Annotated in this window: 8 protein-coding genes; all 8 read right to left on the bottom strand. The window is 69.8% G+C overall.

Annotated features, from left to right (window positions below):
• Positions 1–40: 40 nt before the first annotated feature.
• The 8 genes from pyk to gltB all read right to left on the bottom strand — a co-directional run bounded on the left by pyk (position 41) and on the right by gltB (position 12,426).
• Positions 41–1,462 (bottom strand): pyruvate kinase, encoded by a 1,422-nt coding sequence (pyk, locus tag ACQPY0_RS10385; protein WP_432987293.1) that lies wholly within the window; start codon positions 1,460–1,462, stop codon positions 41–43.
• A 370-nt stretch (positions 1,463–1,832) separates the two neighbouring features.
• The gene (locus tag ACQPY0_RS10380; RefSeq protein ID WP_432987291.1) at positions 1,833–2,987 is read right to left on the bottom strand and encodes a mechanosensitive ion channel family protein; all 1,155 of its coding nucleotides are present in this window, start codon (positions 2,985–2,987) and stop codon (positions 1,833–1,835) included.
• Positions 2,988–3,072: 85 nt separating this feature from the next.
• Entirely contained in the window at positions 3,073–4,149 is a 1,077-nt protein-coding gene (locus ACQPY0_RS10375; protein ID WP_432995154.1) for a S8 family serine peptidase, read from the bottom strand.
• A 29-nt stretch (positions 4,150–4,178) separates the two neighbouring features.
• Positions 4,179–5,369: a hypothetical protein gene (locus ACQPY0_RS10370; RefSeq protein WP_432987289.1), complete on the bottom strand. Its 1,191-nt coding sequence runs from the start codon at positions 5,367–5,369 to the stop codon at positions 4,179–4,181.
• The gene (locus tag ACQPY0_RS10365; RefSeq protein WP_432987287.1) at positions 5,369–5,767 is read right to left on the bottom strand and encodes a hypothetical protein; all 399 of its coding nucleotides are present in this window, start codon (positions 5,765–5,767) and stop codon (positions 5,369–5,371) included. Before ACQPY0_RS10365 ends, ACQPY0_RS10370 begins: the two co-directional genes overlap by 1 nt.
• 279 nt (positions 5,768–6,046) lie before the next feature.
• A complete protein-coding gene (locus ACQPY0_RS10360) occupies positions 6,047–6,241 on the bottom strand; it encodes a hypothetical protein (protein WP_432987285.1) in 195 nt (64 codons plus the stop codon).
• Between the two features lie 175 nt (positions 6,242–6,416).
• Positions 6,417–7,892 (bottom strand): glutamate synthase subunit beta, encoded by a 1,476-nt coding sequence (locus ACQPY0_RS10355; RefSeq protein WP_432987283.1) that lies wholly within the window; start codon positions 7,890–7,892, stop codon positions 6,417–6,419.
• Positions 7,885–12,426 (bottom strand): glutamate synthase large subunit, encoded by a 4,542-nt coding sequence (gene gltB, locus ACQPY0_RS10350; protein WP_432987282.1) that lies wholly within the window; start codon positions 12,424–12,426, stop codon positions 7,885–7,887. The genes ACQPY0_RS10355 and gltB overlap by 8 nt, the downstream gene beginning before the upstream one ends.
• Positions 12,427–12,781: the final 355 nt, after the last annotated feature.

Raw genomic sequence — 12,781 nt, 5'->3', positions numbered from 1 at the left:
ACACGGACAATCTACGCAAGCGGCGGCCCGCCGGGTCGCTTCAGTCCTGTGAGAGTCCTCCCAGCTGGTGCACCCTCAGCGTGTTGGTCGAGCCCGGGGTTCCGGGCGGTGAGCCGGCGACGATGACCACGTCGTCGCCGGGCGCGAGCCACGGCAGCCCGACGAGGGCCAGGTCGACCTGCTTGAACATCTCGTCCGTGTGCTCCACGAACGGCACGTCGAAGGTCTGCACGCCCCAGCTGAGGGTGAGCTGGTTGCGGACCGTCGGCTCCGGGGTGAAGGCCAGCAGCGGCAGCTCGCAGTGCAGGCGGGCGAGGCGGCGGACCGTGTCACCCGTCTGGGAGAACGCGACGAGCGCCTTCGCACCGATGTTGCGGGCGATGTTCGACGCGGCCGAGGTGAGCGCGCCACCCTTGGTGCGGGGGTCGTGCTGCAGGCGCGGCACGGTGAGCGCGCCACCCTCGGTGGTGGCGACGATGCGCGCCATCGTGGAGACCGTCAGGATGGGATACTTCCCGACGCTCGTCTCCCCCGACAGCATCACCGCGTCGGCGCCGTCGAGCACCGCGTTGGCCACGTCCGAGGCCTCGGCCCGGGTCGGCCGCGCGTTCTCGATCATCGAGTCGAGCATCTGGGTCGCGACGATGACCGGCTTGGCCTGCTCGCGGCACAACTGCACCGCGCGCTTCTGCACCAGCGGCACCTGCTCCAGCGGCATCTCCACGCCCAGGTCGCCCCGAGCGACCATGACGCCGTCGAAGGCGCCGACGATGGCCTCGAGCGAGGCGACCGCCTCGGGCTTCTCGACCTTCGCCAGCACCGGGCGGCGGATGCCCTCCTCCGCCATGATCTCGTGGACGAGCTTGATGTCGTCCGGCGAGCGCACGAAGGACAGCGCGATCCAGTCCACGCCCAGGCGCAGCGCGAAGCGCAGGTCCTCGGCGTCCTTGTCCGACAGCGCGGGCACGCTCACGGCCACGTTCGGCAGCGAGACACCCTTGTTGTTGGAGACCATGCCGCCCTCGGTCACGAGGACGGTGATGTCGTTGCCGGTGACGGCGGTCACCTCGACGGCGACCTTGCCGTCGTCGATGAGCAGCCGGTCGCCGGCCTTGACCTCCTGGGGAAGCTTCTTGTACGTGCACGACACCCGGTCGGCGGTGCCGACGACGTCGTCACTGGTGATGACCGCGGTGTCGCCGGTCCGCCACTCGTGCGGACCATCGGCGAAGCGGCCGAGGCGGATCTTCGGACCCTGCAGGTCCGCAAGGATGCCCACGGGGCGGCCGGCGCCGATGGCGGCCTCCCGAACGAGGTTGTACACCGAGGCGTGGTCCTCGTGGCTGCCGTGGCTGAAGTTGAGCCGCGCGACGTCCATCCCGGCGTCGACAAGGCCACGGAGCCGCTCAGCCGATGATGTGGCGGGGCCGAGCGTACAGACGATTTTGGCGCGTCGAGTCACATCCCTGAGGCTAGTCCCTCCGCCACGGGGCGTATCCGCTGCCCCAGCCACGCCGCCATCAGTTGAGACTCCGTCCACGCAGGCTTTCCCCGCTACTGGCCCGATGTCCACCCTGCACCGCCCACAGGCCGCGCCCGTGCACCCGAACACCAGCGGTGACCCCCGCTCGGCTGACGGCGGCGCGGCCGCTCACCGCCTGTCTCACAGTCCCCACCTGGGCCGCCGCACCGCCCACAGCCATCCCGCACCGCCCACGCTCAATCCCGCACCGCCCACGCCCATCCCGCACCACCTACCGCGATCCCGGCGCGCCCCGCCGCGCGCGGTGCAGGCGCTGGCGAACTTGTCGGACTTTTCCATCTTTTTCCGATCACAACTCCGGCCCGGTGAACGCCTCGGCCCGGGCACGCCCGTCGACGCTGTGGCTGAACACCCGCGAGTCCCCGTCGGTGGTGACCGTCTGCCCGGTGAGCGTGGCGTGCAGCGGCATCGCCGAGGTCACCTCCGCCCGCACGCGCGGCAGCGCCGTCGGGTGCGAGTCACGCAGCCAGGCCACGAGGTGCTCGCGTATGAAGCATCGCAGGTCCCACAACTTCGGCGCGTCCGTCGCGCTGACCAGCGCCCGCAGCTGCATCGCGCTGCCGGTAGCCTCGACGACCTGCAGGACCGACACCCGCCCGTCCCACAGATCGGTGGACTCCAGCGCGCGCCGGAGTTCTTCGCGCATCTCCGGCACCGGCAGCCACCAGTCGACGTCGAACATGACGGCCCCGAGCAGCGCGGAATCGGTCCGGGTCCAGTTCTCGAACGGTTTCTCGGTGAAGTACGAGGTAGGAAGGATCAGACGCCGGTCGTCCCAGACGTGCACGACGACGTACGACAGCGTGATCTCCTGGACCCGCCCCCACTCCTTCTCGACGATCACCACGTCCCCGAGCCGCACCGCGTCCGAAAACGCCAGCTGCAGCCCCGCGAACACGTTGCGCAACACGCTCTGGGCCGCCAGCCCGGCGAGGATGCCGGCAAACCCGGCGCTGGCCAGCACGGATGTCCCCACCAGCCGCGCCTGCGGAAACGTCATGAGCATGACGGCCCCGGCGATCACGGCGATCACGGCCACGGTGACCCGCCGGATCATGACAACCTGGGTATGGACACGCCGAGCCGTACGGTTGTCGGGCACATCGGTCCGGAACCGCGCGAGAGCCGCGTCCTCGCCCACGACGAGCAACGCCCCGATCAGCCACGCCCCGGCCGCGATGATGATCAGCTGATCGGCGTGCAGAAACGCGTGCCGCCACGAAGCCCCAGCGGCCGTGGCCCGCACCGTGAAGTACACGGCGCACAGCACCACGACCCACTGCGTGGGCCGATGCGCCCGCAGCGCCAACTCGGTGACCAGCGCCGAGCGCCGCCCGGCCCGAGCCAGAAGCTTGTGCAGAACATGTACCGCCAGCAACGCCAGAAACGCAGCTCCAAGCGCAATCCCCAGCAGCACGAGCGTGTCAAGGACCGTATCCCGCATTCTGCGCGCCCTACCCGCGAGGGGTGATCCCCACACGCCGAGGCCGGGTGACCAACGCTGAAACTCAAAGCAACACTGGCCCGGTCTACTGCCGCGCCCTGGCCCGCAACAACAGCCCCAGCCCCGCGAGCAGCACAACGAGAACCCCACCACCGAAAGCCCACTTCACCGCGCTGCCACCGGAGTCGCCCGGGCCGGCAGCATCGGACGGCGGCGCTCCGACCGACGAACTTCCATCAACAGAAGGCGAGGCCGGCGACACATCGGCGGTCAATGCGGCGACAGGATTGACGATGCCATACCCGAACTCGTCGTCTCGCCCCGGTCTCCCCTTGTCGGTTGCCGTAGCCGTGATCCGGCGCACCACCTCGGGGCCAGACAGGTTCGGGTACTTGGCCCGCACCAGCGCCACAACTCCGGAAACAATCGCCGTCGCATCGCTCGTCCCAGTGCCGACCGAGTACCTGCCAGACGGGCTCGTGGAGACAATCTTGACTGCAGGGGCGGCAACAACCATCTCCGCACCGGTCGCCGAGATGTCCGCATGATCCCCGGCGCTATCGGTTCCACCGACAGCCAATACACCCGGCACCCTTGCCGGAAACGCAATAGAGGTCGAATCTGGCTTGTTGCCGGCGGCAGCGACCACAACAACATCAGATCGCAACGCGCGTTCGACGGCTTGCTGGACATGCTCGTCTTCGTCAGTCGCTGCAGCGATACAGATGACTTTGGCGCCTCGGTCAACAGCCCAGTCAATGCCGGATGCGAGTGGCAACGGGGAGCCGAATCCGTCGTCGCGGCTGAGCGTCTGAAGCGGAAGAACCATCGCCTTCGGCGCGACCCCGAGAACCCCACCACCATTCGGAAGGCCACGCCCAGCAATGAGGCCCGCCATCGCGGTTCCGTGACCGATTCGATCGACCCGGCCGTCGCTGTTGTTGCCCTCGCCAAAACCCTTGCCCGGCAAAACAGCCCCGGCAAGCTCTGCATGCCTGTCGTCAACGCCGGTGTCCGCTACAGCAACAACCACGCCTTCACCCTGGCTGACCTGCTGCGCCTCCGGAATCCGAAGGGCGGCAAGGTGCCATTCTTGATCCCGAATACTGTCGGCAACCGCCGGATTTGCAACCACTAACAGAACTAATGCGGTGGTCGCCATGCTCACCACGGCTCGCCAGGCCCTGCCGATCAACGGTCCATCCCGATCACACCTGGACCAGGATCATGGGGCCGCTCAGTCGCCACATCGATCACCGGCGGCACCCCTTCCTCGACCGACCACAGCTCCTCGCCTTCGGTGTGCTTCGACCGCCGACGCTCAACATAGGACTCGAAAGATCGATCCCGGTAGCCACCGCTTGCGGGACCGTTTCCTCGCGCCCCGCCCGCGTCCGGCTGGCCGATCGATCGTCCTGCAGCCGACCGACGTGACGTTGCGGTCGGATTCGTTCGCGAGCCCGGGCCAGCCATCGGAACAGCACCCGGCTGGCTTCCGCCTGGGCCAGTCGGCCGTGATGTACCGATCACGCTGCCTGGCGGAAGCGCGAAGGGGTCGACTCGCCCGACTGCTGGACTGCCAGTCTTCGCACCGTCGTTTCCAATGATCAGCCCGGTCGGACCTGGCACCGATGTCGGCACGGAGGTGCCAGCCGACGCCGGCTGAACACCGGATCCCCCGGTGAGCATCAGGCCATCGTCGCCGCGAACTCGACCGCCCTCGAATGCGCTGGAGCCGTCATCCGCCCCGGACGGAACCGGCGGATCGAACACGGGTGCTCGAAGCATCGCCGACTGCGCGTTTTGGCCTGACGTATGCGACCCTCCGCTACTGCCAGGACCGGCTACGCCAGACTGATCCGTGCTCGCCAGTTCGCGAGAGTCTTCTTTCTGGTAGTGCCAGGCGATACCAGAATTGATCAGCACAGACGCCCTGACAACCTTGGCATCCGCAGCAATGTAGGCATCGCGGGCTTGCTGGTCGAGTTGGGGATTGCCGGCATTCGAAACCGTCAGGCCGGCGCCCGCAGGACGTTTCGAGTACTGGGCCATCATCGACTCCAGTTGACGCCGAACCTCTCGCATGGCCGAGTACGCCTCATCGACACCGACGCAGATCCGCCCGGTTGCGCCGGCCGTGGCGGTCAACACGTCGATCAAGCCGTTGATCCGGTCCACAAACGTGGCCGCCGCCTCGCTGCGTTCCGGGGGCCAGCCCTCGACGAGGCGATCCCGGTGAATCCTAAGGTTGTCGCGCTGTTGCTCAAGCGCGACGCGAAGCCGGTTTAGGGCGTTGACATGCGCAAACCCGGCCTCGGGGTCCTCTGCCGCGACAGACTTCCACAGATCCGGCAGTCGGTACTTCGCATACGTCTCCGACATCAAACCGGCCTTCCCGTGACCGGATCAACAACAAGGGCATCCGCGTCGGTCTGCTGCTGTGCCACGCCGACCGCCCTGTGCACGTCGTCATCAGAGATCGCATCCGCCTCTGCGTACGCATTCGCGATGGCTTGCGCGGCACGAGCCATGACCGCACCCTCGTGCAGCAACGCATCCATCGTGTCGAACAGCTCCAGCAGCTTGCTGCGATAGTCCGTCGCCGCTTGGTGGACGTCAGGGCTCGCGGTGCCCGAGCCGAACAGCTGAGCCTCCGAGAAGATGTGCAGGGTCTGGACCTTCTCCGAGGACAGGTGTGCGTCCAGGTCGTGCTGGAAGTCGAGGCCGAAGGTCTCCAGGGCCCTCGGGTCGACGACGAAGCCGCTGCTGTGTTCACTCATCGCGCCCTCCCCGCCACGATGCGCATCGAACACGGTGACCGTACCGGAGCCCTCTCCCGCCCGACGACCCCCAAGCGGACTTCCTGCACAACGCGCAAACCGGGCGCTCGCCAACGAACCGCTGAGCGGTGCGGGAACGCTTCATCAACGGGGTCACGCGAACGGGGGCCAGGAAGGAGTGGTGGAGAGGTGGATACGGATCGGGTGGGCAGGTCGCAGAACACGGGTCGCGCGCCGAGATCCCCAGGGGCAGGCCGCCGGTGCGGATCGCGGCGCCGGCTAAAGCAGTCCGCGCTGCTGGATGCCGTGGCCGTGCTCGTGGCCCAGCAGGTAGAAGAAGACGACGGCGTCGCCCATGTCGTTGTAGGCCTGCTCGGACCGGTTTCGGTCGTAGGCGAGGAAGTCGCCGGATCGGGCAATATGCCGCGTTCTCGGCCGGGATCGGCTGGGTCCGCAGGAGATCTGGCCGTCCACGGCGTACGGGATGGTTCTCGAGATCCGGCGGGAAGCCAACGATCTTCGCGGCCCAGTGGTGCTCGGAGCGACGTTCAGGTGGCTGGCGAAGCGGCCCGGGCGGTCTTCGCGGGCAGCCAGCACAGGCCATACCCGGGAGCGGGCGGGTGAAAGTAGCCCGCTCCCGAATGGCGCCTCAGGCCGACAGGGCCACCGCTGACGGGTCGACCGGCGAGGGCAGGGTGCCGTCGCCGCCGAGATACGCGTGGATCGACGCCGCCGCCGCGCGGCCCTCGGCGATCGCCCAGACGATCAGGGACGCGCCGCGGTGCATGTCGCCGGCGATGAAGACGCCGGGGGCGCTGCTCTGCCAGGTGCTGTCGGTGTCGATGCCGCCGCGGCGGTTGCGGGTCAGGCCGAGGTTGGCCAGCAGCGGGCCCTCCTCGGTGCCCTCGAAGCCGATGGCCAGCAGGACCAGCTCGGCGGGGTACTCGCGCTCGGTCCCCTCGACGACCGTGACCGTGCGGCGGCCGCCGACGCGGCTGACGCTGACCTCGGCGATGCGCACCGAGGTGAGGTTGCCCTCGGCGTCGCCCTCGAAGGACGTGACCGCCACGGCGAAGGCGCGCTCGCCGCCCTCCTCGTGGGCGGGGTAGTTGCGCAGGATCCACGGCCAGGTCGGCCACGGGTCGCGGGACTCGTCGCGGTCCTCCGGCGGGGTGGGGTACTGGTCGAGCTGCAGTACGGAGCGGGCCCCCTGGCGATGGGCGACGCCGAGGCAGTCGGCCGCCGTGTCGCCGCCGCCGATGATGATGACGTTCTTGCCCTCGGCGGTGATGGCCGCGGAGGGCTGCTTGCCGGCGACGACCCGGTTGGACTCGACCAGGTGCTCCATCGCGAGGTGGATGCCGCGAAGCTCGCGCCCGGGGGTCTCGGCAGTGTCGCGGCCGGCCAGGGCGCCGCAGGCCAGCAGCAGGGCGTCGTGCGACGCGCGCAGCTCGTCGACGGAGACGGTGACGCCGACGTTGACGCCGGTGCGGAACCGCACGCCTTCCGCGCGCAGCTGCTCCAGGCGGCGCTCGATGTGCACCTTCTCCAGCTTGAAGTCCGGGATGCCGTACCGCAGCAGGCCCCCGAGCTCGTCGTCGCGCTCGTACACCACGACGTCGTGCCCCGCGCGGGCCAGCTGCTGGGCGGCGGCGAGCCCGGCCGGGCCGGAGCCGACCACGCCGACGCTCTTGCCGGAGCGCTCGGGCGCCGGGCGGGGCCGGACCCGGCCGGCCTCCACCGCGCGGTTGATGATCTCGACCTCGACCTGCTTGATGGTGACCGCCTGGCCGCCGGCGATGGACAGCACGCAGGCCGCCTCGCACGGGGCCGGGCAGAGCCGGCCGGTGAACTCCGGGAAGTTGTTCGTGGCGTGCAGCGCCTCGATCGCGAACTCCCAGTCGCCGCTGCGGACCAGGTCGTTCCAGTCCGGGATGCGGTTGCCCAGCGGGCAGCCGTCGTGGCAGAACGGGATGCCGCAGTCCATGCACCGGCTGGCCTGTTCCCGGACGAGCTCGTCGCTCGCCGGCGGGTACACCTCCCGCCAGTCCCGCAGCCGCACCGGCACCGGCCGCCGGGCCGGCAGCCGCCGCTCGTAGCGCAGGAAACCGTTCGGGTCAGGCACGGGCCACCTCCATCACAGCCGCATCCACGTCGCGGCCGGCTGCCTCGGCGGCCCGCATCGCCTCCATCGCGCGCTCGTAGTCGCGCGGCATGACCTCGGTGAACTCCGCCAGGGCGGCGCCCCAGTCGGCCAGCATGCGCTCGGCCACCGCCGAGCCGGTCTCGGCCAGGTGCTCGGCCACGTGGCCGCGCAGCGCCTCCGGGTCGCTCACCGCGCGCAGGTCGACCAGCTCCGCGTTGACGAGGCTCCGGTCGAGCTTCCAGACGTACGCCACGCCGCCGGACATGCCCGCGGCGAAGTTGCGGCCCGTGGTGCCGAGCACGACGACGGTGCCGCCGGTCATGTACTCACACCCGTGGTCGCCGACGCCCTCGACGACCGCGAGGGCGCCCGAGTTGCGCACCGCGAAGCGCTCCCCGGCCCGGCCTCGCATGAACAGCTTGCCGCCGGTCGCGCCGTAGAGCACCGTGTTGCCGCCGATCGTCTGCTCCTCGGCGACGAACGGCGCCCGCTCGTCCGGGCGCACGATGAGCCGCCCGCCGGACAGACCCTTGCCGACGTAGTCGTTGGCCTCGCCCAGCAGCCGCAGCGTGACACCGCTGGGCACCCAGGCGCCGAAGGACTGCCCGGCCACGCCGCGCAGCGTGATGTCCACGGTGTCGTCGGGCAGGCCGTTGCCGCCGACGCGCCGTACGACCTCGCCGCCGAGCATCGCCCCGACTGAGCGGTGCTCGTTGCGCACCGGGATCTCCAGCTTGATCGGCTCGCCGGCGTCCAGGGCCGGGGAGACCGCGGCGATGAGCTGGTTGTCCAGCGCCCGCTCCAGCCGGTGGTCCTGCTTGGTGGTCTGGCGCCGGACGGCGTCGTCGGCGAGCGGCGGCACGTGCAGCAGCGGGGTCAGGTCGAGCCCGCCGGCCTTCCAGTGGTTCACGGCCGGGCGCACGTCGAGCAGCTCGGTGTGGCCGATCGCCTCGTCGAGGGTCCGGAAACCGAGCTCCGCCAGGTAGCCGCGGACCTCCTCGGCCAGGAACCAGAAGAAGTTCTCGACGAACTCGGGCGAGCCGGTGAACCGCTTGCGCAGCACCGGGTTCTGCGTGGCGATGCCGACCGGGCAGGTGTCGAGGTGGCAGACGCGCATCATGATGCAGCCGGAGACGATGAGCGGCGCGGTGGCGAAGCCGTACTCCTCGGCGCCGAGCAGCGCCGCGATGATCACGTCCCGGCCGGTCTTGAGCTGCCCGTCGACCTGGACGCTGACCCGGTCGCGCAGGCCCGACAGCAGCAGGGTCTGCTGGGTCTCGGCCAGGCCCAGCTCCCACGGCGTGCCCGCGTGCTTGAGCGAGTTCAGCGGCGAGGCACCGGTGCCACCGTCATGTCCCGAGATCAGGATCACGTCGGCCTTCGTCTTGGCCACGCCGGCCGCCACCGTGCCGACGCCGACCTCGGAGACCAGCTTGACGTGCACCCGCGCCGACGGGTTGACGTTCTTGAGGTCGAAGACCAGCTGGGCGAGATCCTCGATGGAGTAGATGTCGTGGTGCGGCGGCGGGGAGATGAGCCCGACGCCGGGCGTGGCGTGGCGGGTCCTGGCGATCCACGGCCACACCTTGTTGCCCGGCAGCTGGCCGCCCTCGCCCGGCTTGGCGCCCTGGGCCATCTTGATCTGCAGGTCGTCGGCGTTGACGAGGTACTCCGTCGTCACGCCGAAGCGGCCGCTGGCGACCTGCTTGACCGAGGAGCGCCGGCGCGGGTCGTGCAGCCGCTCCGAGTCCTCGCCGCCCTCGCCGGTGTTGGACTTGCCGCCGATGTTGTTCATGGCGATCGCGAGCGTCTCGTGGGCCTCGGCGGAGATGCTGCCGTACGACATGGCGCCCGTCGCGAAGCGCTTGACGATCTCGACGGCCGGCTCGACCTCGTCGATCGGCACCGCCGGGCGCGCGCCGGTGCGCAGCTCGAACAGGCCGCGCAGCGACCCGGCCCGGCCCGCCAGCTCGTCGACCTTCGCGGTGTAGCGCTGGAAGATGTCGTACTGCCGCGAGCGTGTCGCGTGCTGCAGCAGGAACACCGTCTCCGGGTTGTACAGGTGCAGCTCGCCCTCGCGGCGCCACTGGTACTCGCCGCCGACCTCGAGGCGCCGGTGCGCCCGCTCGGCCTCGTTGGACGGGTAGGCGCGGGAGTGCCGGGCGGCGATCTCGGCGTGCACCTCGGCCAGGCCGATCCCGCCGATCTTGCTCGGGGTGCCGGTGAAGTAGCGCTCCACCAGGCGCGGGTCGAGGCCGACGGCCTCGAAGACCTGGGCGCCGCAGTACGACGAGACGGTCGAGATGCCCATCTTGGACATGATCTTCAGAACGCCCTTGCCGAGCGCCTTGACGTAGTTGTGGATCGCCTTGTCCGCGTCCAGGCCGGGCAGCGACCCGGTGTTGATGAGGTCCTCGACGCTTTCGAAGGCGAGGTACGGGTTGACCGCCGACGCGCCGAACCCGGACAGCAGAGCGACGTGGTGCACCTCGCGGCAGTCGCCGGACTCGACGACCAGCGACACCTGGGTGCGGGTCTGCTCCCGGACCAGGTGCTGGTGGACGGCCGCGGTGAGCAGCAGCGACGGGATCGGGGCCAGGTCGGCGGTCGAGTCGCGGTCGGACAGCACCAGGATGCGCACGCCGTCCTCGATCGCCTCGGAGACGCCGCGCATGATCTCGACGAGCCGGCGCTTGAGGCCGGTCGCGCCGTCGCGGACCGGGTAGAGGCCCGACACCCGCACGGCCTTGAAGCCGGGCAGGTCGCCGTCGTCGTCGATGTGCAGGATCTTGGCCAGGTCGTCGTTGTCGATGACCGGGTACGGCAGGGCGATCTGCCGGCACGAGGCCGGGCCCGGGCGCAGCAGGTTGCCCTCGGGGCCGATGGTGGCCGCGACGCTGGTCACCAGCTCCTCGCGGATCGCGTCCAGCGGCGGGTTGGTGACCTGCGCGAAGAGCTGGGTGAAGTAGTCGTACATCAGCCGCGGCCGGGTGGAGAGCACGGCGACCGGGGTGTCGGTGCCCATCGAGCCCAGCGGCTCGGCACCGGCGCGCGCCATGGGGCCGATGAGGATCTTGAGCTCCTCCTCGGTGTAGCCGAACGTCTGCTGGCGGCGCTGCACCGAGTCGTGCGTGTACACGACGTGCTCGCGCTCGGGCAGCTGGTCGAGGTCCATGAGGCCGGCGTGCAGCCACTCCTCGTACGGCTCGGCGGAGGCGAGCCCGGCCTTGATCTCGTCGTCGGTGCGGATGCGGCCCGCGGCGGTGTCGACCAGCAGCATCTTGCCCGGTGCCGAGCGGCCCTTGGCCACGATGGTGGCCGGGTCGAGGTCGAGCACGCCGGCCTCGCTGGCCAGCACCACCAGGCCGTCGCTGGTCTGCCACCAGCGGCCCGGCCGCAGCCCGTTGCGGTCGAGCACGGCGCCGACCACGGTGCCGTCGGTGAACGCGACGCTCGCGGGGCCGTCCCACGGCTCCATGAGGCACGCGTGGAACCGGTAGAACGCCCGGCGCAGCGAGTCCATGCGCGGGTCGTTCTCCCAGGCCTCCGGGATCATCATCAGTACCGCGTGCGGCAGGCTGCGCCCGGCCAGGTGCAGCAGCTCGAGGACCTCGTCGAAGTTGGCCGAGTCCGACGCCTCCGGCGTGCAGATGGGGAACAGGCGGCGGATGTTGCCGGGGAGGTTCTCGGTGGCCAGCAGCGCCTCGCGGGCGGCCATCCAGTTACGGTTGCCGCGGATGGTGTTGATCTCGCCGTTGTGGGCGATGATGCGGTACGGGTGCGAAAGCTCCCAGGAGGGGAACGTGTTCGTCGAGAAGCGCGAGTGCACCAGGGCGATCGCCGAGGCGACCCGCTCGTCGGACAGGTCCGGGTAGAACGACACGACCTGATCCGGGGTGAGCATGCCCTTGTACGTGATCGTGCGGCAGGACAGCGACGGCAGGTACAGCTGGATGCCCCGCTCCCGCGTCTCCCGCTCGGCCTGCTTGCGCACGCAGTAGACGACCCGGTCGAGCTCCAGGCCCGCGAGCACGGTGCCGGGCGCGCCGAGCTTCTCCGCGCTGAGGAACACCTGGCGGATGCGGGGCATGGCGGCCAGCGCGGTCGCGCCGAGGTCGGTGGCGTCGACGGGCACGTCCCGCCAGCCCAGCACCTGGGCGCCCTCGACCAGCGCGTACTTCTCCAGCACCCGCTGCGCGCGGGCGGCGGCCTCGTCGTCGGTGGGCAGGAAGGCCAGGCCGGTCGCGTATTGCCCGGCGGGGGGCAGCTCGAACGGCACGACCTCGCGCAGGAACGCGTCCGGGATCTGGATCATGATGCCGGCGCCGTCGCCCGTGTTGGGCTCGGCACCGCGGGCGCCGCGATGATCCATCCGGCGCAGCGCCGAGAGCCCCTTGAAGACGACGTCGTGGGACCTGCGGCCGTGTATGTCGGCGACGAAGGCGACCCCGCACGCGTCGTGTTCAAAGGCAGGGTCGTAGAGGCCCTGCTGCTGCGGTCCGGGGTACACCATCGGGCCTCCTGCTGACGTCATCGGGTGCAAATCGGGACAACGTCGGCCCTGAGGAGCGGTCTTGCCAGTGTACGCGAAGAGCGGGCGCAAGTTGCATGATCGATACTCGAGTCCATATCGCATGCCCAGCGCGCCCGCCGCGTATGTTGCCGCACAACCTACCGTGTACACCGGCGCGAGACCTACAGCGCGTGATCGTGACAAATCCCACGAGTTGGCAGGTCGGACCCCGGTTCGGACGCCGTTACAGAACTGTCACGCAACCTCTGACAGTCCGGAAGACGTCCATGGAGCGGATGGCCTGGGTCATCCGTTACTTCCTACGATGATGCACGGCAAGATCGCCCGCCACCAC

The sequence above is a fragment of the Dactylosporangium sp. CA-233914 genome, from assembly GCF_050942935.1.
GTDB lineage: Bacteria > Actinomycetota > Actinomycetes > Mycobacteriales > Micromonosporaceae > Dactylosporangium.
Note: the sequence above shows the minus strand (reverse complement) of the source record. Positions and strands in the feature narration are given on the sequence as shown.